Genomic DNA, 23,340 nt, shown 5'->3' on the forward strand with positions numbered 1-23,340 from the left:
CACCCGATTCATGTCATTATTGACAATCCTCCTCAATAAAAGCAACTGCTAGTCTTGATGCTATCTCAAGGATTAAACATTCAGGATAGTACCGTGACTCAACTGATGAACGATAAAGATCTTCATTTCCAGCTTTATGACGTATTCAAACTTGAAGCGCTGACTAAACTGCAACGCTATCAGGATCATGACAAAAATACTTTCGACAGTATTCTGGAAACGGCAAAAGGTATCGCGACTGATTATTTTGCACCGCATAATGCCAAAGCTGATCAGCATGAACCGAACTTTGACGGCAAACAGGTCAAAACCATTGATGAAGTGAAGACAGCTTGGCAACAGTTTGCCGATGCCGGCCTGCTCTGCGCCCAGCATGATTATGCAGATGGCGGCATGCAACTGCCCACTTTGGTGAATATGGCCTGTAATACTTATTTCATGTCGGCCAATCCGTCCACCGTGGCTTATTCTTTTCTAACAGCAGCTGCGGCGAACCTGATACAAGCTTTTGCCTCCCCAGAACAAAAGCAAATATTCCTACCGCATATGTTGAGTGGCCGCTTTGCTGGCACCATGGCCATGACCGAACCGAATGTAGGTTCCTCTTTGGGCGATCTGACCACTAAAGCGATTCCTCAGACAGATGGAATTTATAAAATTAAAGGCCAGAAAATGTTTATTTCGGGTGGCGATCAGGACATTAGCGAAAATATTGTGCATCTGGTCTTGGCGAGGATTCAGGATGCGCCGCAAGGCGTGAAAGGAATTTCCCTGTTTATCGTACCAAAACTCAGAACTCATGAGGATGGTTCCCTCGGTAAAGCTAATGATATACAGCTGGCTGGCTTACTGCACAAAATGGGCTATCGAGGTACTACATCTACAGTTTTAAGCTTTGGAGAAAATGATAATTGCTTAGGCTATTTAATTGGAGAACCTGGACATGGCTTAAAATATATGTTCAAGATGATGAATGAAGCGCGTGTGGGTGTAGGTCTGGGCGCAGCCATGATTGGTTATCGTGGCTATCTGGAATCTCTGGATTATGCTAAAAACCGTCCGCAAGGCCGGCCAGTTCATGAAAAAACACCTGATTCCAAACCGGTGAATATCATTGAACATACCGATGTCAAACGCATGCTGCTGGCGCAAAAGTCGTATGTAGAAGGTTCGCTGGCACTTTGCTTATTTGCAGCCCGATTAATTGATGAACATCAGGCAGCTCAAGATGAAGATAGTGCAATTCTGCTTGATCTCATCACCCCGGTGGTTAAATCTTTCCCTTCTACCTATGGTCCGAAAGCCAATGATCTGGCTATTCAGGTCCTGGGCGGCGCGGGTTATACCCGTGAATATCCGGTGGAGCAATGTTACCGTGATAACCGGCTCAATCCGATTCATGAAGGAACTTACGGCATTCAATCTCTGGATCTGCTGGGACGTAAACTCTGGCAGCATAATGGCAAAGGGCTCAATCTGCTCATGCAGCGCATCCAGAAAACCTTGTCAGAAATTCATGAACCTAAGATAGTGGAACTGGCAGAGATCTATAAACAGCATCTTGTCACTGTACAAGAAACTACTCAGGTTTTAGGTCAGGCCCTACATCAAGGCAAAGTCAGTGAAGCTTTGGCCAATTCAGGCCTGTATCTGGATATGATGGGTAAGACCATCCTGTCCTGGCTCTGGCTGGAAATGGCGAATCAGGCTCAACTCAAGTTTGGCACATCTTCGCAGGCAGAAGATCAGACTTTTCTGGCAGGGAAAATTCAGGCAGCTCAATATTTTATTCGCTGGGAACTCCCGGAAGTTGAACATCAAGCCAAATTACTGATGAATCTGGATGATACTTGCCTGAATATGCAAGCCGACTGGTTCTAGGCAGAATTCATCAAAAAATGCGCCTTTATCGGCGCATTTTTATTTTGTAATTCATTAAGCTGCAGAGTCTTTTACACCAAATTTTTTAAACAGTTTGGCACGCTTGGAAGGCAAGATATTGGCCTTGCTTAAATCGCCCTGATAATGCTGATATACCCGCTGATCCATGATTTTGTACCATAAAGGTGGAATCAAGGCTGGAATCAACATGGTTGCATAACCGCTGGGTAATTCTGGCGCTTCATCAAAATGCCGCAACGCCTGAAATGGACGGCTTGGGAAAGCATGATGATCAGAATGGCGCTGTAACTGATACAAAAACAGATTGGTCACGATATTATTATTGTTCCAGCTATGTTCCGGTAAGGTTCGCTCATAACTGCCATCCGCTTTCTGTCCGCGTTTTAGTCCGTAGTGCTCGATATAATTCACAATCTCAAACAGGCTGACGCCATAAAATGCCTGTGTCAGTGTATAAGGAATAATTTTCTTGCCGTACGCCTGCAGCATCAATGCATGATAGCCGGCACTCATGGCCCAGCCATGAAACAGTTCATTTTCCTGATTAAAGAATTTCAGTCCTTTACGCTCGAGCCGTCTTTTTTCAATCTGGATTGCAGATTTTAATCCGCCTATTACTGTACGTGGCCAGAAGCGGTAAAAAGACTCACCCATTTTCGAAGATGCCGGATCTTCTGGTGTCGCCACCCGTTTATGGTGTCCATAAGGATGTTCAATCCGGAAATGGTTATAACCCAAAGGCATCAGGCTGGCATGAGACCAGTAATGGTCTTTTTTCTGGGGACGATGGCTGAGTTCATGTGCGGTATTCACCCCCACACCATTAATCGCCCCCATAGAAACTCCAAGCAGTATCTGATCCAGCAAAGACACATTTGGCCGGCTTACGACATAGCCGGCAAAGGCATTGGCTGCCATTTGCAAGGGAATAAATGCTTTTACAATGCGGTCATAATAAGGATCGTTAACCAGTGCCTTGATCTGCTCATCATTTGGATTATTGGCATCATCGCCAATCAGTGCGTCCAATGTCGGAATGATTACATGCAGTAATAAAGGCCCGCCCATCGCAAAGATTTTTTGAGTGGCTTTGGGACCAAAATGATAACCAGCCAGAATTCCCATTCCGATCACAGGCAGACCTGGGCTGAGCAACCAGCCAAAACGTTTTTTATCCAGCTTTACACCTTTTGGTGCGTACGCTTCCTGCGTAAACTGCGCTTTCTGGATTTGTGCAGGGGCATTCATTGCGACCTTCCTTTTTTATGTTACTCTGCACTTATAGTTGAATATTTCAGCAGTAGCGAACAGTATTCAACGTCCAGAAAAGCTATGTCAGCGTCTTTGGCACATGCTGCAAAATTCTGGCCTAAAATCACAAAGTTCAAAAATTTATAGTCAATTAAATGAAATAAAACAGAAGAATAGAGTTAGGCATGGATGCTTTAAGTAAAATTTTTGATGATATTCATCTGGAAAAATCAGAATACCTTTATCTGAATGTATTTCATCCGGGCGGCTTTGACTATCAGCATGAGCCTTTTATGCTGGCCTATATACTGTTACAGGGACAGGCGCAATTAAAGTTCATGAATGGTGATCGGCTGGAGCTGCAACAAGGTGATCTGGTGCTATTACCCGCAGGTTCTGCCCATCATGTTTCCTGCCCAGACAATGCCGGTTTTTCTGAGCACCATGCGATTAATCCTTATTTTCAGAGCAATGCACAGCAATGTGTCGATCTCAATCGGGAAAATTCGGCGGAGCATAGTTTCATACTGGCCATTCGTTCCAGCCTGGATATCCAGATGGCCAAACCTCTTTTAAGTGCCTTACCTAAATACCTGCATATTCAACATATTCTGGGTGATACCGCACCGGAATGGTTACAGGTGGGCTTGCAATTTCTGGCATTGGAAACCCAGCAACTTCGTCCGGGACGTGACAAGATTCTGGATCATCTGGTCAGTATTTTACTGATTGAATGCGTGCGTGATTATATTTTAAACCTGGAAAATGCCTCGAGCTGGCTGAATGCTCTCTCACATCCGGAATTATCCAATGCACTGGCGGCAATTCATGGCAAACCTGAGAAGTCTTGGACCGTAGAAAGTCTGGCCGAACAGTGTCATATGTCACGCTCCAAATTCGCCCAACTGTTTACCCAGATTGTCGGTGAGCCGCCCCTTGCCTATCTGCAACAGCACCGCCTGCGCCTCGCCGCGCAATATTTGAGAAATAGTGGATTTGGTATCCAGCAGATCGCTTATCTGGTTGGTTATTCATCCGAGACGGCATTTAGTCAAAGTTTTAAAAAACAGTTTGAACAGACGCCGACCCAATACCGGCTGAATTCTCAGAAGAATCAGTCTATATTACCAGACTAAAATTACTAGACTAAAGCCAGTACCGCTTTGACCGGGTCTTCACTATTACCAGAAAGCAGCTGCTTGTGCATGGTAATATGCTGCATGACTTGAGTCTGCGCCACTTCAATATCCATTAACTTTTCAATTTCAGCAGCCAGATTTTCCGGGGTAGCATCGGACTGAATCAATTCCTGAATCACTTTTTTGCCAGCAATGATATTTGGCAATGAAAAATAAGGGATTTTTACCAGTAATTTGGCAATTTGATAAGTCAGCCAGTGCAGTTTATAAAAAGTCACCATCGGACGGTGCAGCAACATCGCTTCAAGCGTTGCAGTTCCAGACGCCAATGCGATGATATTCGATGCATTCATCACCTGACGGCCAATTTTGGATTCAGCGCTGGTATTTTCCATCAGACGAATCTGGGCCTTTAGGCTCTCAGGATAAGTGGCCAGTAAACTTTCGATTTGCTGCTTCCGTGCATCATTAATGGCCGGAATCAAAAAGGTATAATCCGAATATTTTTGGTGCAGAATATTGGCGGCATCCAGAACCAAAGGGCCTAAACGTTCAATTTCCCCACGACGGCTGCCCGGCAATAAGGCAATATATTTCTGATGTGGATCGAGGCCTAATTCTGTTTGAGCATCCAGAATTGGATTTTCAAGCGGTAATTGGCTAGCGAGCGGATGTCCAACAAAAGCTGCCGGTACATCCCATTGTTTGAAAAAGGCTTTTTCAAATGGAAATAAGCACAGTACTAGATCAATACTGGCTTTAATGCCATGCACACGACCTTGACGCCATGCCCAGACCGAAGGACTGACGTATTGCACGGTTTTAATCGGTAACTGTTTTTGTTTAATGGTTTTCGACAAACGCAGGTTAAAATCAGGCGCATCAATCCCGATAAAAATATCGACCGGATCTTTAGTCCAGGTTTCCACCAGACCGTCACGAACAGCAAACAGTTTTTTAATATCTTTTAAAACTTCGACAATGCCCATCACCGATAAAATATCCATCGGATAATAGCTTTTAAAGCCTTCCTCGATCATTTGTGGACCACCGATACCTTCAAATTCAGCATCAATGCCTTGCTCACGAAAACGGCGAATCAATTTTGCGCCAAGCGTATCTCCAGAAACTTCACCGACCACGATTCCAATTTTAAGTTTTCGATTTAGCAAGTGGGTTTCCTCTCAGATCCGCATGGAAATTTATTGAATCGGGATTCTAACATAATCCTGTCGCTATTCCGGAATAAGCTTAAGCATCTTCTAATTTTAAGAAACTCACCGTTTAGAATGACTTAGTCAATGATCGAACTTGCCTAACAAGAATTAAATCGACATTAACAGATACATTAAATTAGACAGAAATGAGGCAAATCGGGCAGTTAAAATCAATCATCATATTCGCACTTTATACATAACCCAGTGAATAAACATGAAAGATCACCTAATATTCTTCACCTAGCTTTATCTTTTTTATGCATAAGTAAATCAATAATCAAGACAACGACTTATATCCAAAAGTCATAAGATATGCTCGTTTTTTGATTTTGGCATATATGCATGTTTGGTCCGATTGAATTTATTTTAGCAGGCGTTCTGGTAGGTTTTTGTGTAGGTGTCACCGGTGTGGGTGGTGGTTCATTGATGACGCCAATTCTCATCAGTTTATTCCGGATTGAACCGCATATCGCGATTGGTACTGACCTGCTCTATGCCGCGATTTCTAAATTCTGTGGCTCGTTTGTGCATGCCAAAAAAATGAATATCGTCTGGCCGATTGTGATCTGGCTGGCCGTTGGCAGTATCCCCGCTTCTTTTGCAACGCATTGGGTTCTTGATAACTATCTGAGCCAATCAACGCATTACAAAGCCGTCCTGACCATGGTATTGGGCTTTATGCTGACCATTACCGGCTTATCTATTCTGTTTCGCACCCAGATCGAAAATCTTTTCAATAAATACAGAAAACAAGAACTGCCTGACATGACGCAGGATCTGGAAAAAATAAAACTGCAAGCTAAAGATAAGCGCATAGCCATTATCATTATGGGCATTATCTTAGGCATATTTGTCACGCTCTCTTCAGTGGGAGCCGGCGCATTTGGTATCATGGCTCTTGTAGTGATGTTCCCGAATCTACCGATGATTCGTATCATTGGCTCAGATGTTGTGCATGCAGTGTTATTGACCCTGGTTGCAGGGCTGGGTCATATGTCTTCAGGCAACGTCGATTTCATGCTACTCATGTGGTTATTGGTGGGATCTATTCCGGCGATTATTGTGGGGACCTTGCTTAGTTCACGTATGCCGGAAAAACTGATCCGGAAAATTTTAGGTATCACCCTATTTGCCCTAGGTGTAAATTTCATGATTAATCCTGTGAAATCAAAACCGGCCCAACCTGCTGAAACAGCAATGATAATCATGAGCCAAAATTCACAATCTGTTTAACTTAACTATCCGATTCATCACTTTTTTTTCAAAGAAATATTCATCTTTTTTATAACAAAGTGACGCATCATTCATGTTATATTCGGGCTATTAAACAACCTTTTGTATGATCGAACCAGTGACGGCAATGAATACACAACAGTCAAATCCTATTTCAGCATCAGATATTGATGACGTGAATATCCACAGCATGATTCCTCTTGTAACCCCTGCCGAGCTTAAAGCAGAATTACCGTTGACTGAAACTGCTTATCAAACCGTACTGCATGGTCGTGAAACGATTCGTAAAATCCTGGATGGTGAAGACAAACGCCTGTTCGTTGTAATTGGCCCTTGCTCTATACATGATCCGGCGGCTGCACATGAATATGCAGAACGTTTAAAAGTACTGAGCGAAAAAGTTAAAGACAGCTTATATATTGTGATGCGCGTTTATTTTGAAAAACCACGTACCACAATAGGCTGGAAAGGCCTGATCAATGATCCGGATATGAATGATTCATTCAATATTGAAAAAGGTCTGCGTATTGGTCGCAAACTGTTACTTGAACTAAATGAAATGGGCTTGCCATGTGCCACTGAAGCACTTGATCCAAACTCTCCACAGTATTATCAAGACCTGATTTCATGGTCAGCGATTGGTGCACGTACTACAGAAAGCCAGACCCATCGTGAAATGTCTTCAGGCCTTTCTTCTCCGGTCGGCTTTAAAAATGGTACTGATGGCGGTTTAACGGTCGCAACCAATGCGATGCAGTCGGTGAAACACGGTCATAGTTTCCTCGGTCTGAATGACCAGGGTCAGGTGGCTGTCATTCGCACCTCTGGCAACCCATATGCGCACGTGGTGTTGCGTGGTGGTAATGGCAAACCGAACTATGATGCAGGCTCGGTCGCAGATGCAGAAGCTGCACTGGCCAAAGCCAAGGTCAGCGGCAAGATCATGATCGATGCCAGTCATGCGAACTCGAACAAAGATCCGTACTTACAACCGCTCGTCTTAAAAAATATTACGGAACAAATTCTTGATGGAAATAAGTCAATTGTTGGTATTATGGTAGAAAGTCACCTGAAAGGTGGCCGTCAGGATATTCCTGCCAATCTATGTGATCTGGAATATGGAAAATCAGTTACTGATGGCTGTATCGATTGGGAAACGACTGAAAAAGTTTTACTCGACATGCATGAGGCATTGAAAGACATTTTACCTAATCGTTAAATGATCTGACAAACGCCATCGCCAAGATGGCGTTTGCATTTCTAGAACAAGGAAATTATATCTGATGAATGACATTGAAACGGCATTAAGCCAGATTGAGAATTTTCAGTTCATACATGAACATCTGTTTAGTTCGGGTCAGCCGACCATTGCCCAGCTACAGCTGATGAAAGAATACGGCGTGTCTACAGTCATTAACGTAGCATTAACCGATAGCCAGCAGCATCTACCACATGAAGATAAAATTTGTCTTGAGCTGGGGTTAAACTATATTCAGGTTCCACTTTCCTGGGAAACGCCTTCAGACAATCAGTGCTTGCTGGTACTAGACCTGATCGATCACCTGGTAAAAGATCAAATGATCTGGGTACATTGTTCGCTAAATTACCATGTCAGTTGTCTCATGTATCTATATCGTCAATACTATATGGATATTGAACTGCCTCACGCACAACAGCATTTGCATAAAATTTGGGAACCTAATGAAACCTGGACCGGTTTAATGCATGCGGTTGCCCTACAGTTACAAGGCCGTAAAGCAACACAGGAACTGGAACTTTCCCTGATTAATCCGAATCATTTTACTTGAGCTTATTTACTATGGCTCAACAGCACGATTGCCGTGGACATAATTCCTTCCTGACGACCAGTAAAGCCTAACTGCTCAGTGGTGGTGGCTTTAATACTGATCTGTGTCACATCGACATCCAAGACATCCGCGATACTTTGACGCATTGCCAGATTGTGTTTCGCCAGTTTTGGACGTTCACAGGCTACGGTAATATCGGCATTATTCAAAAGATACCCACGATCCAGAATCAACTGATAAACATGTTTGAGCAATACCCGGCTATCTGCGCCTTTAAACTCAGGATCTGTATCCGGAAAATGCTGGCCAATATCTCCAAGCGCCAAGGCCCCCAACAAAGCATCACAGAGTGCATGCAACACCACATCACCATCCGAATGTGCTTTCAGACCATGAGTATGCGGAATTTGAATGCCTGCCAAAGTGACAAAATCACCTTCTTCAAATGCATGCACATCCAGCCCCTGGCCAATACGAATTTGTGCGATCACCTTATACATCCTTTAGAAATAGCCAATTGAAATCTTGTACACTTGCTTTCTATTTCGCTATAGTTAGACCAAGCGTAACACAGTGAAAGTATAAGCGATCATGCTACTGAAAACTGATATAAAAATGTTGAAAATAATTGCGATAATGCTCGGTCTGGGGATGATTTCTACGGGCAGTTCGGCGATTACACTAGACTGTAATAACGACAGTAAAAAAACGGCTGCCATGAAGAAACTCTGTTCAGCAGCACTGGCCGAATCTCGTGAAAAACTTACAGACCAATACTTTACTGCTTTCCTGATTACTGATGCACCTGTACGCTTATTGCAAGATACCCAAAAATTATGGGTAAGCCGCTTGCAGCAATGCAAAACCATAGACTGTTTTAAACAGCAGTTCGAATGGCGTTTAGATGATTTAAATATCTATATTTCGCTGAATCAAAGTTTAACCCAGCATTATATCAAGTTTGAACAGGGGCAAATTGCCAAGCAGCCTGTTCATCTCAAGATTCATCAACTGACCAAAGACCGGATCAAGATTGAAGGCCTGGCATATCGCAATCCGAATAACCGGGCCGAGACGCAGACCATTCCCTTTTTAGCTTATACCACACCTGAGGCAAAAAATCAGATTACCGACAATGAAAATGACTGCCGCTATGAGTTTGACTATAGTAAAGCCATTTTAGTTGTCAGCAGCCAGCAGAAAGGTTGTGAGCGATTTACTGGCATTTATCGTTTATATGATTAAATAGCTAATCTAAAGTCATCAAAAAGCGAGCATTAATTAGTATCTAAATTTCCTTCTCCCTCAGGGATGAGAAGCACTGCTTCCCGGGATAACCAGATATTTATAAGAGCCTCTCCCCAGAGGAGCATGCTCCGCACTCCTATAAAAAGAGGAAATTTCCTTGCTCATTTTGAATGGTTTAAAAATAATTTATGAAAGAACCACACTATTTTAAAGTTCAGATAAACCTTTAAAGATTTTTAAAATTCATCTTTAAAAAATAGCCCGAAAGCGGGCTATCAGTTCAAGCAGGATAATATTGAGCCACTTCCTGACCAATCATGACTGCTGTTGCCGCTGATAAAGTCCAGCCCAGATGACCATGTCCGGTATTGTAAAATACCCGTTCATGTTTGCCACGGCGTACTACCGGCATCATATTTGGCATCATTGGGCGTAAGCCAGCCCAAGGCACGACATGTTCGGTACACAGGTCAAAATTGCGATTGGTCCAATCAATCAGCGGCTGAATCCGGTCCGCGCGAATATCGCGATTATAGCCATTAAACTCGGCGGTGCCTGCAACACGTAAACGGTCCTTGCCTAGACGTGACAAGACAATTTTAGCACTTTCATCTAGCAGGCTGACCCAGGGCGCATTGTTCTGGCTCTGCTCATCATTTAACTGTAAGGTTATGGAATAACCTTTGACTGGATAAACATTGACCCGCTCACCGAGAATTTCAGCCAGCTGATAACTGCCAACACCTGCACATACCACAATGGCATCTGCATTAATTTCCAGAATATCCTCTGGAGAGGAGTGGACATTTTCAGTACTGGGTTTGCATTTAACCCGAATATTCTGAGCTTGATAATCAACAGCGAAAACATCTTGACCAAACTCAAATTTTACGCCTTTTTGCATACAGGCTTTAGCCAGCCCGGTGCTAAATTTATGAATATCCCCGGTGGCATCGCTCTGGCAGTAAAATCCTGCGTAATAATCGCCCGTTAATGCAGGTTCGATCTGCTTGATTTCTGTATCGGAAATGGCATTTCGCTCCAGCCCCCCACTACACAACAAATCATTGACTTTGATCGCAACGTCATAATCTGTCTTGTTATGATAAAAATGTAAAATACCGCGTTTTTCCAGATTAAAATCAATACCTTCTGTTTGAGCAATTTCAAACAAACGCGCTCTGGCCAGTAACGCCAACCGTACCGTTTCTCGGGTATTGGCTTCGTAATGTTTGATATTGCCTAAAAACTCCATGAGCCAGCTGTATTTATGCACACTAAAAGAGGGATTGAGCAAAAGTGGTGCAGTTTTTTGTGACATCCATTTAATGCCTTTCAGCACCGTAGCTTTCTGGTTCCATACTTCGGCATTGCAGGCAGAAAGCTGGCCACCATTGGCAAAGGATGTTTCCATCGCCGGATATAGATGCCGATCCACCACGGTCACCTGATAGCCTGATAATGCAAGCTCATAAGCGGTAGTTACTCCAATAATACCAGCCCCAATCACCACGACATGACGCATAGACACCTCCTTGATTATATTGATGTCTTTTCCCATCTGTCATGTGTACCTGAGAGCTTCGGTAGATGCATTGCACATCAATGCGGCCACCTTCCCCTTCGGTGAGTGATTGAACACTTCTCTCCAGAGTCTTTATCCATTATCACAGTCCTTTTGCCTGAGAGTTTCCTGGGAACTTGCTCCTTCGGCGAATGCAGAAGCATTTCTCTCCTGCAATAATGTTTTATTATCATGAGCAATTTATATACCATTTTTAAGAAATACGCTGTTTTAATTTATGTTAATTCACGTGAATCAATCTTTAATTGCTTATTTTAATCAATAATTTATTATTTAAATTGAAAACTTCAACCCTATAGCAGATTTGTATATCTTTCTTACTTACAGTCACTGAGTCGCAGCCCTTTCCTAGGATTTGTAACAGTCTAAGAGTTAAATGATTAAAGCCAGTCAAAAGATCACAATTTGCTTAGGCTATTTTAATCACTTAAAACAGGTATGATCTGGAGCAAAATGTAGACTGTTTCATTATCCATTTAAGAATTTAAATCATCCAGGAAAGTACCAATATTAAGCTTCCTGCTGCGACCACTGTTTGTACGCTGATGATACTGGCCATTAACTCGCTATCACCGCCATATACCCGGGTTAAGACATAGGAAGCTGAGGCGGTAGGAAGTGCAAAGAACAGGACCAAGACCTGAGTAGTTAATGCATCAATCTGAAAAGTTTTGCATACTAAAAATGCAATGAGCGGCATTGCGAAAAGACGCCCGAAAGTCATCATACCCAGTGGCAACCCCTCACGCTGAAAGCCCTGAAACTGTAGGGCAGCTCCCACACACATTAGTCCTAAGGGTAAACTGCACAGTGCAATCTGTTTAAGAAAGTGTTCTGACCCAATCCAAAGTGACCACCCAGAGAAATTAAATAAACCGCCTATAATACAGCCCAGAATTAATGGGTTTTTAGCCAAGCCGAGAATAATTTTGGTGAGCTGCATTTCGTGACTACGGGTAAATGCCAGTACCGATAAGACATTCACCAAAGGAATACACAGCACCATGATCACCGCGAAAATAGTCATACCCTGCTGCTGAAATAAGGCACTGACAGCGGCAAGGCCAATATAGGTGTTAAAGCGTAGTAAACCTTGGACATACACGCCAAAACGCGCATAAGATATCTGGTAAATATGACGCAAAATATACAATGCAATACTGACCACAGCCATAATGCTAAATACAACCAGCACCACATCTTCAATGACTGCCATTTGAATCTTGGCAGTGGCCAGATTTAAAAACAGCATCACTGGAAAAAGCACATAATAATTTAACTTTTCTGCACCGCGCCAAAAATCATCTTCCAGCCATTTTCTTTGTTTTAATACATATCCTAAGCTAATGAGACCAATAAGCGGAAACAGTACAGTGAAGATAGTCTGAAACATTGAGCAACTCTTGATATGCAGTTTTGTGGCAATCAACCCTAATTGCCTGTCAAGGAACAAGCATACAACAACCCTCGTATTACCGGATAAAAAAACAATGGAAAAATAAACGGATAATAAATAAGAGCGACTCTATCTGACTAATGAATAAATCGTTTAAATCCAGCTTTCTTCTTTTGCAATATTTAATACATCAACTTTAAGCCTTTCTAACTCTGAGAAAACTTTTGCGTCATATTTCGGACGAACTTTTTCAATTTTAATTTTTAATAAGTCTAAACTTCTTAAGAGCATTCTAAAAATAAGTTTCTTTCGGCCCAAATCATCTGTAGCCTTAAAGCTTGTTGGATCTATTCTCAAGCGGAAATCCATGTCCTGACGTTTAGGAGAATAATAAATCCGCTCATCAAAACTATCTTCCCCCATAATAATGAGAATGCAATTCCATTGCCTTAACGGAATGTCATAAGATTCATTTTCAATTTTAGAATTTATTGTTTTTTCAACAGCATTACGAGCTATACGTTCTTGATCAAACTGTTCTTCGCTTCTTAAAACTTCACAACTTAGTTCAGCACTTAACCATACTTCCATTCATATATCCTGTCATTATTCTTATTAAACACACTTAGAATCAAAAATAGATTCAAATAACTTAATAAATCTTTTCGAGACTCTTTTCTAAAATCACCAGATTTAAATCTACTAAAGGCTGTCCAACATCTGCATCCAGTGGATAACTCTCTGTTTTGCCGGTTTGGTGATAACCACGACGCTCATAATACGCGATTAATTCAATGCGAACATTAAGAACAGACATTCTAAGTTTTTTGAAAGGTATTTTTTCTCTAGAGTATTGCTCAGCGAAATCTAACAATATTCGGCCATAACCTGAATTTTGCCGGACTGGGTCAATAGCAAAACTGCCGATTTCAAAACAATCTGGGAAGTGTGTCAAACCAATACAACCCACCAGTTGATCATTATTTTCCAAGACATAAAGTTCAACATCAGGCCGTGCTAAAAGCTCACTTAACTGAGCCTCATTAATTCGATTACCTGAAACAATGTCATGTTCATGCGTCCAACCCAAATTTGATCGATAAGCTGTATTGATCAACTTAACAATGCTTTGAATGTCCGTAGCTTGGGCTAAACGAATATTGTTATTTTTCATTTTATAAATATAAAAAAGCCAGACCGAAGTCTGACTTTAATTTTATTCACTTCTATAAAGCAAATTATTTTGGTTCAATCGGTGCGAACGGCGCAACTACATCCGCATTTTGTGCACGGTGACGCATAAAGTGATCCATCAGCACAATCGCCAGCATCGCTTCTGCAATTGGCGTAGCACGTACACCCACGCAAGGATCATGACGGCCTTTGGTCAGCACATCGGTATCTTCACGATCAATATTAATGGTTTTACCCGGAGTAGTGATTGAAGCAGTCGGTTTCAAGGCAATCGCAACACGAATGTCCTGACCGCTAGAAATACCGCCTAGAATACCGCCAGCATGGTTCGCCAGGAAGCCGTCCGTAGTAAGTTCATCACGGCTTTCATGACCAAACTGTTCAGCGACGCCAAAACCATCACCGATTTCAACACCTTTAACGGCATTAATCGACATCATGGCATGTGCGATGTCAGCATCCAGACGATCAAAGACTGGCTCGCCCCAACCCACAGGTACTTTAGACGCAATGATCTCAAGTTTAGCGCCACAACTGGTACCTTGCTCACGCAAAGACGTCACCAGTGCTTCAAAACGTGGTACTGCATCCACATCGCCACAGAAAAACGGATTGTTTGGAACTTCGTTCCAGTCCAGTTTCTCTGCTTTTTCAGGGCCGATCTGGGTTACATGACCACGAATCTCAATGCCAAATTTTTCGAAAAGGAATTTCTTGGCAATTGCACCCGCTGCAACACGCATTGCTGTTTCACGCGCACTTGAACGGCCGCCACCACGATAATCACGGAAACCATACTTTTGGGTATAGGTATAATCGGCATGACCCGGGCGGAATGTCTGTGCGATATTGCCGTAGTCTTTCGATTTTTGATCCGTATTACGAATTAACAAACCAATTGAAGTACCGGTGGTTTTACCCTCAAACACACCGGAAATAATTTCTACTTCATCAGGCTCTTTACGCTGGGTTGCAAATTTCGATGTACCCGGCTTACGACGGTCCAGATCTTTTTGCAAATCCGCTTCAGTCAGCTCAATGCCGGGTGGAACCCCATCGATGATTGCCATCAGGCCAACACCGTGAGATTCACCACAAGTCGTTACACGGAACAGTTGTCCTATACTATTACCTGCCATGTCAAACGACTCCTATGCTTGAATAGACTGAATAAATAAATCGCGGTAAGTACGGCATTGCTCTGCAGTCAATGCAAAGATACCAGTGCCACCTTTCTGGAATTGTAACCAGTAGAAATCCACCGAATTGAAATTTTGGCGCATTGCCCATTCTGAGTTACCTACTTCGATCACGATCAGGCCATTCTCAGTCAGGTAATCTGCAGCTTGAGCCAGCATTTTACGTACCAGATCCAAACCATCCTGACCTGCAGCAAGTGCAAGCTCAGGCTCATGATGGAATTCTTCAGGCAAATCAGCCATATCTTCCGCATCGACATACGGCGGATTAGATACGATTAAATCGTACTGATTTTCGGCTGGAATTTTTTCGAACAAGTCGGATTCAAGCAATGCGATCTGATATTGCTTGTCATGATGCTCAGTATTGATTTGCGCAACTTCCAATGCTTCTTTCGAAATATCGGTGGCATCTACTTCCGCTTCAGGGAAAGCATAAGCCAAGGCAATCGCGATACAGCCTGAACCGGTACACATATCTAGAATACGTTGTGGTGTCTTCGGATTCGGGTTTTCCGGCAAGTTATTAACCGCCTCACCCATTTGACCATGTTCACCCAGGAAATATGGGGCAAAACGGTTCTGGATCAGTTCAGCAATCGGTGAACGTGGAATCAGCACACGCTCATCAACATAGTAGGGTTTGCCGTCAAAGTAAGCCAGATTCAATAAATATGAAGTTGGAACTTTTTCATTAATACGGCGTTCCAGCAGACTTAAAAATTCGGCTTTTTCACTTGGCAATAATTTGGCATCTAGAATTTCAGCGTCCGCTTTCCATTCTAGTGACAGGGTTTGCAACACTAGCGCTGAACTTTCAGCAAAATAATCTTCTGTGCCTTGGCCCAAATGTGCATCGTATTGACGTAATGCTGTCACACCAAAACGAATAAAATCACGAATGGTGGTTAAATTTTCAGCGGCTTCCTGCATATGTTCAGGGCTAATAGTCGGTCGATCCACTTAAGGCGTCTCCAAGGTCATTTTTTTAAACGCCTTATGATACCTTGTTTTGCGTGCTTTTATAATGCTAAAAGCATGAAAAACACGAATTCTCTACGCCTTCAAAAATTATAAAATTCCTGTTTTTGTGAGTAATTATCAGCATAAATTTTGACTTTATTCGTAAATGTTTCAGTTAAATGCCGATGCTAATACTATGGCATTTTATCTGGAAGCTGATGCATAAGAGCGAGATTGATAAAGATTGGCCTGATCCATAATCAAAGCCAGCATACATTGACCTTGTTGCTGTTTGGCATATTTTCCTGACATTCTAAAATTACATTGCTGAGTCAGTTTACGCTCCCAAAGCACATGCTGACTGCGGATGGCAGCAGTCTGATTCGGATTTAATTTTAGATAAGTTTTATAGTTTTTCTTCAGGCGTTTATTGTGAAATTTTAGCTCTTTATTAAGGCATTTTTCAATTTTAGCAGTATTTCCATAACTGAAATTCATACATTGTGAATATTCTTTGGAATACCCCATAGCAGCCTGTGTTTGAGCGGAAGTACCCACAAAAATTGCAACTAAAAACCACGCAAGACGCATAACATCCCCTTTACCGAAAGCGGTACAATCCCAATAAATGTTTAACAATCAATATTGTTTAAATTATCCACTGATATTAACGTAGTCCGGACAAAAATCCTATGCATTTCTTGGAAAGAAAGATTCCACAGTTCCACAATTGAAAATTGGCCTGTGACGCTCATATAATTCATATTCAATCTTCAAACGAGCCTCTATCTATGAGCTATAAGCACAATAATCTTATGGCGATGCGCCAGAATTACTGGAATGATCAAGCATCCGGTCAGGTGCAGCAAGAAAAGGGATTTTTACAGTCAGCCTTGATACAGCATGGCGTATTTACCGATGCAACGCTGGAAGATGCCAAATATCTGTTCTTTGGCTTGCCAAGTATTGTGATTGTTAAAGGCTATTCTCTGGGCTTCATGCATGACAGCGTACAGCGTCTGATTCATCAACATATTCAAACAAATAAACAACAGTTGCAGCAACGATCTGAATTAAAAATCCAATTTCAAATGGCATAATGCCCTGTCTAAACTGATACTGGTTGGTGAATAATTGAAAGCTTGCCTAGCTTTTACTATGAATTCAGCCGCTTAAACTTTTTTAATACGTGCAGAAACGCTAATATCTCTTACAATGATTTATTCTGCTTCATGCTGATGATGAAAGGATCGAGTTTACATGTCAGATCAGAACGATAAGCTTAAACAACTGAAAACCTCCTCTATGGATCGACGCTTATCGATCGCAAAGGCATCCTTGCTGGCAGGCACACGTTGGGCGGCTTCTAGTGCAAGCTCCATGTTCTCGAGCGAAGAAGATAAAGAAAAGAAACGTAAAAAAGCCATGAAAGAACAGGCTGACTATCTGGTTGCAGAAATCGGTAAGCTCAAGGGTTCTATTGTTAAAATAGGGCAAATGATGGCACTTTATGGAGAGCATTTTTTGCCTGAAGAAGTCACTCAGGCTTTAAATACCCTGAATAACCAGACAGTTGCACTGGCTTGGCCAGCCATCAGAACCCAATTACAGCAACAGCTTGGTTCAAAACTGGATGACCTCACCATTGATCATGAGCCTTTAGGCACAGCCTCTTTGGCACAGGTACATCGCGCTACCCGAAAATCCGATGGTATGGAACTGGTCTTAAAAATTCAGTACCCCGGTGTAGCGGAAGCCATTGATTCAGATATGAGCCTGTTTAAGAACATGCTTAAATTGACGCGTATGGTGCCGCAAACCCGTGAGTTTGACCAGTGGTTCGACGAAGTCCGCGAGATGATGCATCGTGAAGTAGACTATCAGATTGAGGCAGATACAACGCGTCGTTTTGCTGCACGTTTGAAAGATGATCCACGCTATATCGTACCGACGATTATTGATGAATATTGCTCTGATCGGGTGTTGTGCATGACCTTTGAACGTGGTGTGCCAATCAATAGCCCGGTGATGTTATCCCTGCCTCAAGAACGCCGCAACCTGTTAGGTGAAGCCTCTCTGGAAATTGCAGTACGTGAAATCTTTGAATGGGGCGAGATGCAAACCGATCCGAACTTTGGTAACTATCTGGTTCGTCTCGGCAATGGCGCTGATGTGCATGACAAGATCGTTCTGCTCGACTTTGGCGCAATCCGTCAGTTTGACCAGCATCTGCTCAGTGTTGCGCGCAACCTGATTCAGGCAGGCTATCATCATGACTCGGATATGATGGTCAAGGCCATGACGGGATATGATTTTTTTGATTCAATTCCACAAAGTATCAAACCCGATATGGCCAAGGTCTTCTTATTAGCTACTGAAGCATTTAGCTCACCACTGAATAATCAGGAGCTGCCAGCCGGCGTAATGGACGAACATAATCGTTATGACTGGAAAAAGAGTCAACTGCATAGCCGTGTCATGCAACAGGCTTCAAGATCTATGGCGTCGCGTTATTTCAGTGTACCGCCAAAGGAATTTATGTTTATTAGCCGTAAATTTATTGGTGCCTATACCTTTATGACCGTCATTGATGCCAAAACCAATGTACGTGCCATGATTAAAAAACATCTCTCTTAAAATAAATACATCATAAAGACCCGGATGATTTTGTCATCCGGGTCAATTTTTATTCATTAAAGTTTTTTTTAATTTAGATCTTTCTTCTTATTTTCATTGATTTACATTTTAATTTATTAATCTTAAAAAACCTGTGAACTGACAATTAATCTTGTCACCTACGACATAGTTTTATCCTTGAGCACATGTCAGTATTAAAAAAAATAATGTGACGACACCTTAGGATAATCAGAATGAATAATATGGTGAATAAAGCCCAGGGATTTGGCTTGTCTATATTGACCAAAATCGCAGGCAGCGAAGTATTAGACCAGTTAAAGCTGCGTAAATTTGTAGAAAAATCACTTTATCAAAGTTCAAAAGCAGGATTCAAAACTCTGAGTCAAACCCAGAAAATCCTAAAATCTGGCCAGAAGATTGAAAAACAGCGTCTGCCGCATCAGTCCAAATCCCTATTTGACCTGAACTTGACTGAAGAACAGCAAATGACTTGTGATGCCATGCAGCAATTTGCCCAAGAGGTGCTATATCCTTTAGCGCATGATGCAGATCAACATGAATTATTTCCCCCAGAACTCTGGCAATACAGCACTGATTTAGGCTTGAATCTCTATGCCCTTCCCGAAGCCTTAGGGGGTGTTGCAGCAGAACAGAATATCGTCAGCAATATTTTAATCGCTCAACATTTGGCACAAGGAGATTTCAGCCTGACCGCTGGCTTACTTACGAATTTTAGTGTCATCAATGCGATCACTCGCTGGGGCTCAGAGCAGATTCAGGCAGAATATCTGAGCGCTTTCGCAGAGAATCCTGAGTTGAAGGCCACCTTTGCAGTGCAAGAAGCCACGGCTGCATTTAATCCTTATCAGCTTAAAACCACCGCCATTCATAGTCAGAATCATTATCTCATTAACGGTGAAAAAACCTTGGTAATACTGGGAGAAACTGCGGATATCTATCTGGTCAGTGCCGACCTGCATGGCAAAGCTGACGTGTTTGTCGTGCAACGACATAATACGATGACTGTACAGAAGTCTCCGGCCATGGGCTTAAAAGCCAATGAAACTGTGACGCTTAAATTCGTAAATACCCCGGCTCAACGTCTGGGAGATGAAGATTTTGATTATGCAGCTTTTGTTGATCTGGGTAATTTAATGTGGTGTGCGATGGCAGTAGGCACCTGTAAAGCCATTAAGAAATATTGTGTGCAATATGCCAATGAACGTATCGCCTTTGGCGAACCGATTTCTCATCGTCAGAGTGTCGCTTTTATGATTGCCGATATGGCCATTGAAATTGATGCGATGCAGATGCTGATCCTGAATGCTGCGAGTCTGGCTGAATCGGGGCAAAGCTTTCATCGTGAAGCCTATCTGGCCCGTCTGCTCTGCGCAGAAAAATCCATGAAAATCGGCACCGATGGTGTACAGATTTTAGGTGGTCACGGGTTTACCAAGGAACATCCGGTAGAACGCTGGTATCGAGACCTGAGAGCCACTGCTATTCTCCACTCTGGCTTGCATGCCTGATCAGAAATTAAAGAAGAATAATTATGAATTTACAAAATCCGCCAAAATTCAAACTCTTGATTGATCAAGCACATGAAGTTGCCATCAATTTTTTGCGTCCGATTTCACGGAAATATGACAAGGCTGAACATGCCTATCCAGTAGAGCTAGACATGCTCGCTTCTGTGGTCGATGGTATGAATCATGGTAGTGAAGGCATGAATGCCGGTGCAGCAGTCAATAAACGTGGTGATGCAGACAGCAGTAATAAAAATGGCATTAATATGTCTACCGCCCTGAGTATTATTGAAATGTGTTATGGCGATACTGGACTATTACTCTCCATGCCACGTCAGGGTTTAGGTAACTCAGCGATTGCAGCCGTAGCAAATGAAGAACAGCTCCAACGTTTTCATGGGATTTGGGCCGCCATGGCAATTACCGAACCAGGCTGTGGTTCTGACTCTGCTGCGATCCGTACAACTGCAACCAAAGATGGTACTGATTATATTTTAAATGGTGAAAAAATCTTCGTAACTTCCGGTGAACGGGCAGATGCAGTCGTTGTTTGGGCAACTTTGGATAAAAAACTGGGACGATCAGCAATTAAATCATTTGTGGTGACCAAAGGCACCCTGGGCATGAAAATTGAACGGCTGGAACATAAATTAGGGATTAAATCATCTGATACTGCCGCCATTAGCTTTATCAACTGCCGGGTCCCCGCAAAAAACTTGCTTGGCCATGCAGAAGTTGATGTCGCCAAAGGTTTTGCTGGCGTCATGGAAACCTTTGATAATACTCGTCCATTAGTCGCTGCAATGGCGATTGGTTGTGCGAAAGCTTCACTAGAACGAATTAAGGAGATTTTTGAGGAACAGTTAGATGCCACTTATGCTACACCCTATTTGCAAAGCTCCAATATCGCAGCACAAATCTATCGCATGGAAGCCGAATGGGAAGCCGCACGCCTGCTCATGCTGAAAGCTGCATGGATGGCCGATAATCGTAAACCAAATTCGCGTGAAGCCTCTATTGCCAAAGCCAAAGCAGGCCGGATCGGCAATGAAATCACCCTAAAATGTGTTGAACTGGCAGCAGCCATTGGTTATAACGAAACTGAACTTCTAGAAAAATGGGCACGTGATTCCAAGATTCTGGATATTTTTGAAGGGACCCAACAGATTCAGCAACTCATTATTGCCCGACGGGAATTAGGGAAATCATCGAGCGAATTAAAATAGTGATTGTTCATTAAATAGTGAATTAAAATCACCTGAATTGATTAAACGATGGATTTTTTAAGGGTTTAAGGCTATAAAAATTCATCTTTTTTTAAAATAAAATCAGTTCAATATGTACTCTATTCGTCCTATTCAGCCTCAAGATAATGCACAAATTGCCAAGGTCATTCGTAAAGTTTCTATAGAGTTTGGTCTTGCCGCAGAGTCCGGCTTTGCAGTAGGTGATTCAATTCTAGATAATTTATATGAATTCTATAACCAACCGTATGCAGCTTACTGGGTTATTGTGGATGAACGGAATCAGGTGTATGGCGGTGGTGGAATTGCTCCCTTAGAAGGTGACGCAAACATTTTAGAAATTCAGAAAATGTACTTTTTACCTGAGATCCGTCAGCAAGGTTTTGCCAAAAAAATCTTAGAACTATCCTTTGAATTTGCACAGGCTCATCAGATTGAGGCAGTCTATTTAGAAACAACTAAAACGCTATGGCAAGCAATAAATCTCTATGAAAAATTAGGTTTTCAACATCTACCTCAGCCTAAAGGCAATACCGGACATAGTAATGCCTGTGAAATCTGGATGCTTAAAACGCTTGCAACTTAGGACAGGGTTTTATCAGATTTATAAGATTAGTGCAGAAATATAATGCTTTTATCTGCACTAAGCTTGACTCTTATATATAGGCTGCCTAACATCGAAATAGGTTTATTCAGGCATGGAATCCACAGTTTGTTTTTTTCTTATTTCTTCAATCCAGCTCAATCTCAATCTTCATTATTTCATTCTTATTCTTTTAAATTTTCCTCTATTTTATTGAGTACCTTTCTTTTTGCTGGCTGCTCATCCTTGGGTGGAGGCTCCATAGAAAAACGTGCAGCTAAATTGTCTAAAGGCATTCAAACTGCGTATTCTACTCCTGCGGATACAGCTAATCGTGTTTCTCCTTTGATTGTGCAGCATGCACAAAATCAGGGGGTAGATCCCCTACTAGTAGCAGCGGTGATTCGTCAGGAATCTACTTATCGTAGCCAAGCGACTTCTCCTGCAGGGGCTGTAGGATTAATGCAAGTAATTCCAAGATACTGGCAACAAACCTGTCCAGGTGATTTATATAGTGAGAACAGTAATATCCAGTGCGGTACTTATATTCTTGCTAAGTATAATCAATCATCTGGCAACTGGAAGAAAGCTCTTGCCTACTATAATGTGGGTCCGTCAGGTTATGAGAATAATCGCAAAATGCGCAAACAGGGTAAACGGTATGCCAAACAAGTGAAACAACATAAAAAAATATTAAAGAACTCTCTTTAATTACTTAATAATATGAGTCCAATAATCATGCTTAGGCTATTTTAAGTAAATTAAGAAAATTTTTTAATTTCCAATAGTGGATTCTAGATTCGTTACTTTGAGTAGCCATCTATAAGCTATTTCGCAACTGCAATGTATGTATATAGCTAAAATAGCCAGCAGTAAAAAACCAGCGATTCGCTGGTTTTTTTATTTCCCTGCATTTCAACAGTGGTATCTATACTTTGCAGGCTTGGTAGACTCTTATGAGCCAGATCATTGCGACTTAGGACCAGCCCCGTAATCATGCTCACAGCCATGTTATCGGGCTTTGGAACAATCTCTTTGCACCGCTTAGATTATTCCTTTCAGGCAGCTCTAGCCGCTCCAATGCCTTTTATTACCTTTTATACATCTAAAAAATGACTAAGCTTTCTACTAAACCCCGGGCCTAAAAAAACACCCCCGGCCTTTAGACCGGGGGTGTTTCGAATAATGAGCTGGCGATGACTTACTCTCACATGG

Annotated in this window: 22 protein-coding genes and 1 riboswitch; of the genes, 12 read left to right on the top strand and 10 right to left on the bottom strand. The window is 42.2% G+C overall.

Annotated features, from left to right (window positions below; all coding sequences use genetic code 11):
- Nucleotides 1-57 precede the first annotated feature (57 nt).
- On the top strand, nt 58-1,881 hold the full coding sequence (locus VXP95_RS12955) for an acyl-CoA dehydrogenase (RefSeq protein WP_416712180.1): 1,824 nt from the start codon (nt 58-60) through the stop codon (nt 1,879-1,881).
- 54 nt (nt 1,882-1,935) lie between these two features.
- Here VXP95_RS12955 and VXP95_RS12960 read toward each other — a convergent pair whose 3' ends face one another.
- Entirely contained in the window at nt 1,936-3,150 is a 1,215-nt protein-coding gene (locus VXP95_RS12960) for an alkane 1-monooxygenase (protein ID WP_416712170.1), read from the bottom strand.
- Nucleotides 3,151-3,338: 188 nt separating this feature from the next.
- Between VXP95_RS12960 and VXP95_RS12965 the strand changes: the two genes are divergently transcribed.
- A complete protein-coding gene (locus tag VXP95_RS12965; RefSeq protein WP_416712171.1) occupies nt 3,339-4,289 on the top strand; it encodes an AraC family transcriptional regulator in 951 nt (316 codons plus the stop codon).
- Between the two features lie 5 nt (nt 4,290-4,294).
- Here the strand turns inward: VXP95_RS12965 and lpxB are convergent, their stop codons facing one another.
- Nucleotides 4,295-5,464, bottom strand: a complete 1,170-nt coding sequence (lpxB, locus tag VXP95_RS12970; protein ID WP_416682184.1) for a lipid-A-disaccharide synthase — start codon at nt 5,462-5,464, stop codon at nt 4,295-4,297.
- A 387-nt stretch (nt 5,465-5,851) separates the two neighbouring features.
- On the opposite strand from lpxB, the gene VXP95_RS12975 reads away from it, so the two are divergent.
- The 3 genes from VXP95_RS12975 (at nt 5,852) to VXP95_RS12985 (ending at nt 8,550) form a co-directional block, all read left to right on the top strand.
- Nucleotides 5,852-6,742: a sulfite exporter TauE/SafE family protein gene (locus VXP95_RS12975; protein WP_416682182.1), complete on the top strand. Its 891-nt coding sequence runs from the start codon at nt 5,852-5,854 to the stop codon at nt 6,740-6,742.
- Nucleotides 6,743-6,869: 127 nt separating this feature from the next.
- The gene (locus VXP95_RS12980) at nt 6,870-7,961 is read left to right on the top strand and encodes a 3-deoxy-7-phosphoheptulonate synthase (protein WP_191731298.1); all 1,092 of its coding nucleotides are present in this window, start codon (nt 6,870-6,872) and stop codon (nt 7,959-7,961) included.
- Nucleotides 7,962-8,025: 64 nt separating this feature from the next.
- Complete coding sequence (locus VXP95_RS12985) at nt 8,026-8,550, top strand: protein tyrosine phosphatase family protein (RefSeq protein ID WP_416682181.1); 525 nt, start codon at nt 8,026-8,028, stop codon at nt 8,548-8,550.
- 2 nt (nt 8,551-8,552) lie between these two features.
- On the opposite strand, the gene ispF is transcribed toward VXP95_RS12985, so the two are convergent.
- Entirely contained in the window at nt 8,553-9,041 is a 489-nt protein-coding gene (ispF, locus tag VXP95_RS12990; protein WP_064095367.1) for a 2-C-methyl-D-erythritol 2,4-cyclodiphosphate synthase, read from the bottom strand.
- A gap of 100 nt (nt 9,042-9,141) precedes the next feature.
- Between ispF and VXP95_RS12995 the strand changes: the two genes are divergently transcribed.
- Nucleotides 9,142-9,795 carry a hypothetical protein gene (locus tag VXP95_RS12995; RefSeq protein ID WP_416712172.1) on the top strand — a complete coding sequence of 218 codons (654 nt, stop codon included), beginning with the start codon at nt 9,142-9,144 and terminating at the stop codon, nt 9,793-9,795.
- Nucleotides 9,796-10,078: 283 nt separating this feature from the next.
- Here the strand turns inward: VXP95_RS12995 and VXP95_RS13000 are convergent, their stop codons facing one another.
- The 7 genes from VXP95_RS13000 to VXP95_RS13030 all read right to left on the bottom strand — a co-directional run bounded on the left by VXP95_RS13000 (nt 10,079) and on the right by VXP95_RS13030 (nt 16,726).
- Entirely contained in the window at nt 10,079-11,323 is a 1,245-nt protein-coding gene (locus VXP95_RS13000) for a D-amino acid dehydrogenase (RefSeq protein WP_416712173.1), read from the bottom strand.
- Between the two features lie 135 nt (nt 11,324-11,458).
- Nucleotides 11,459-11,546, bottom strand: a riboswitch (glycine riboswitch).
- A 321-nt stretch (nt 11,547-11,867) separates the two neighbouring features.
- On the bottom strand, nt 11,868-12,776 hold the full coding sequence (locus VXP95_RS13005) for an AEC family transporter (RefSeq protein WP_416712174.1): 909 nt from the start codon (nt 12,774-12,776) through the stop codon (nt 11,868-11,870).
- A gap of 156 nt (nt 12,777-12,932) precedes the next feature.
- Nucleotides 12,933-13,370 carry an Imm44 family immunity protein gene (locus VXP95_RS13010; RefSeq protein WP_416712175.1) on the bottom strand — a complete coding sequence of 146 codons (438 nt, stop codon included), beginning with the start codon at nt 13,368-13,370 and terminating at the stop codon, nt 12,933-12,935.
- Nucleotides 13,371-13,431: 61 nt separating this feature from the next.
- A complete protein-coding gene (locus VXP95_RS13015; RefSeq protein ID WP_416712176.1) occupies nt 13,432-13,953 on the bottom strand; it encodes a GNAT family N-acetyltransferase in 522 nt (173 codons plus the stop codon).
- A 64-nt stretch (nt 13,954-14,017) separates the two neighbouring features.
- Nucleotides 14,018-15,112, bottom strand: a complete 1,095-nt coding sequence (gene aroC, locus VXP95_RS13020) for a chorismate synthase (protein ID WP_144724904.1) — start codon at nt 15,110-15,112, stop codon at nt 14,018-14,020.
- A 12-nt stretch (nt 15,113-15,124) separates the two neighbouring features.
- Entirely contained in the window at nt 15,125-16,135 is a 1,011-nt protein-coding gene (gene prmB, locus VXP95_RS13025; protein ID WP_004647103.1) for a 50S ribosomal protein L3 N(5)-glutamine methyltransferase, read from the bottom strand.
- Nucleotides 16,136-16,339: 204 nt separating this feature from the next.
- The gene (locus VXP95_RS13030) at nt 16,340-16,726 is read right to left on the bottom strand and encodes a lysozyme inhibitor LprI family protein (protein ID WP_064102951.1); all 387 of its coding nucleotides are present in this window, start codon (nt 16,724-16,726) and stop codon (nt 16,340-16,342) included.
- Nucleotides 16,727-16,926: 200 nt separating this feature from the next.
- Between VXP95_RS13030 and VXP95_RS13035 the strand changes: the two genes are divergently transcribed.
- From VXP95_RS13035 to VXP95_RS13060, 6 genes are all read left to right on the top strand, one after another.
- Complete coding sequence (locus VXP95_RS13035) at nt 16,927-17,235, top strand: hypothetical protein (protein WP_064095336.1); 309 nt, start codon at nt 16,927-16,929, stop codon at nt 17,233-17,235.
- 160 nt (nt 17,236-17,395) lie between these two features.
- A complete protein-coding gene (locus tag VXP95_RS13040) occupies nt 17,396-18,772 on the top strand; it encodes an ABC1 kinase family protein (protein ID WP_416712177.1) in 1,377 nt (458 codons plus the stop codon).
- 242 nt (nt 18,773-19,014) lie between these two features.
- Nucleotides 19,015-20,301, top strand: a complete 1,287-nt coding sequence (locus VXP95_RS13045) for an acyl-CoA dehydrogenase family protein (RefSeq protein WP_416712181.1) — start codon at nt 19,015-19,017, stop codon at nt 20,299-20,301.
- Nucleotides 20,302-20,324: 23 nt separating this feature from the next.
- Nucleotides 20,325-21,524 carry an acyl-CoA dehydrogenase family protein gene (locus VXP95_RS13050; protein WP_416712178.1) on the top strand — a complete coding sequence of 400 codons (1,200 nt, stop codon included), beginning with the start codon at nt 20,325-20,327 and terminating at the stop codon, nt 21,522-21,524.
- A 112-nt stretch (nt 21,525-21,636) separates the two neighbouring features.
- Nucleotides 21,637-22,128: a GNAT family N-acetyltransferase gene (locus tag VXP95_RS13055; RefSeq protein ID WP_416706352.1), complete on the top strand. Its 492-nt coding sequence runs from the start codon at nt 21,637-21,639 to the stop codon at nt 22,126-22,128.
- A gap of 126 nt (nt 22,129-22,254) precedes the next feature.
- Nucleotides 22,255-22,836 (top strand): lytic transglycosylase domain-containing protein, encoded by a 582-nt coding sequence (locus tag VXP95_RS13060; RefSeq protein ID WP_416706356.1) that lies wholly within the window; start codon nt 22,255-22,257, stop codon nt 22,834-22,836.
- The last annotated feature ends 504 nt before the right edge of the window (nt 22,837-23,340 follow it).

It is taken from the genome of Acinetobacter sp. 226 (assembly GCF_048147925.1).
Lineage (GTDB): Bacteria > Pseudomonadota > Gammaproteobacteria > Pseudomonadales > Moraxellaceae > Acinetobacter > Acinetobacter pecorum.

Bases quoted from the DNA above. Each gene is read 5' to 3' on its own strand.
- VXP95_RS13000 (WP_416712173.1), bottom strand. From the start codon at position 11,323: ATGCGTCATGTCGTGGTGATTGGGGCTGGTATTATTGGAGTAACTACC.
- VXP95_RS13040 (WP_416712177.1), top strand. From the start codon at position 17,396: ATGTCAGATCAGAACGATAAGCTTAAACAACTGAAAACCTCCTCTATG.
- VXP95_RS13035 (WP_064095336.1), top strand. From the start codon at position 16,927: ATGAGCTATAAGCACAATAATCTTATGGCGATGCGCCAGAATTACTGG.
- VXP95_RS13005 (WP_416712174.1), bottom strand. From the start codon at position 12,776: ATGTTTCAGACTATCTTCACTGTACTGTTTCCGCTTATTGGTCTCATT.
- VXP95_RS12965 (WP_416712171.1), top strand. From the start codon at position 3,339: ATGGATGCTTTAAGTAAAATTTTTGATGATATTCATCTGGAAAAATCA.
- VXP95_RS13015 (WP_416712176.1), bottom strand. From the start codon at position 13,953: ATGAAAAATAACAATATTCGTTTAGCCCAAGCTACGGACATTCAAAGC.
- VXP95_RS13010 (WP_416712175.1), bottom strand. From the start codon at position 13,370: ATGGAAGTATGGTTAAGTGCTGAACTAAGTTGTGAAGTTTTAAGAAGC.
- VXP95_RS12995 (WP_416712172.1), top strand. From the start codon at position 9,142: ATGCTACTGAAAACTGATATAAAAATGTTGAAAATAATTGCGATAATG.
- VXP95_RS12960 (WP_416712170.1), bottom strand. From the start codon at position 3,150: ATGAATGCCCCTGCACAAATCCAGAAAGCGCAGTTTACGCAGGAAGCG.
- VXP95_RS12955 (WP_416712180.1), top strand. From the start codon at position 58: ATGCTATCTCAAGGATTAAACATTCAGGATAGTACCGTGACTCAACTG.
- VXP95_RS13045 (WP_416712181.1), top strand. From the start codon at position 19,015: ATGGTGAATAAAGCCCAGGGATTTGGCTTGTCTATATTGACCAAAATC.
- aroC (WP_144724904.1), bottom strand. From the start codon at position 15,112: ATGGCAGGTAATAGTATAGGACAACTGTTCCGTGTAACGACTTGTGGT.
- VXP95_RS13050 (WP_416712178.1), top strand. From the start codon at position 20,325: ATGAATTTACAAAATCCGCCAAAATTCAAACTCTTGATTGATCAAGCA.
- VXP95_RS13055 (WP_416706352.1), top strand. From the start codon at position 21,637: ATGTACTCTATTCGTCCTATTCAGCCTCAAGATAATGCACAAATTGCC.
- VXP95_RS12985 (WP_416682181.1), top strand. From the start codon at position 8,026: ATGAATGACATTGAAACGGCATTAAGCCAGATTGAGAATTTTCAGTTC.
- VXP95_RS13030 (WP_064102951.1), bottom strand. From the start codon at position 16,726: ATGCGTCTTGCGTGGTTTTTAGTTGCAATTTTTGTGGGTACTTCCGCT.
- VXP95_RS12980 (WP_191731298.1), top strand. From the start codon at position 6,870: ATGAATACACAACAGTCAAATCCTATTTCAGCATCAGATATTGATGAC.
- VXP95_RS12975 (WP_416682182.1), top strand. From the start codon at position 5,852: ATGTTTGGTCCGATTGAATTTATTTTAGCAGGCGTTCTGGTAGGTTTT.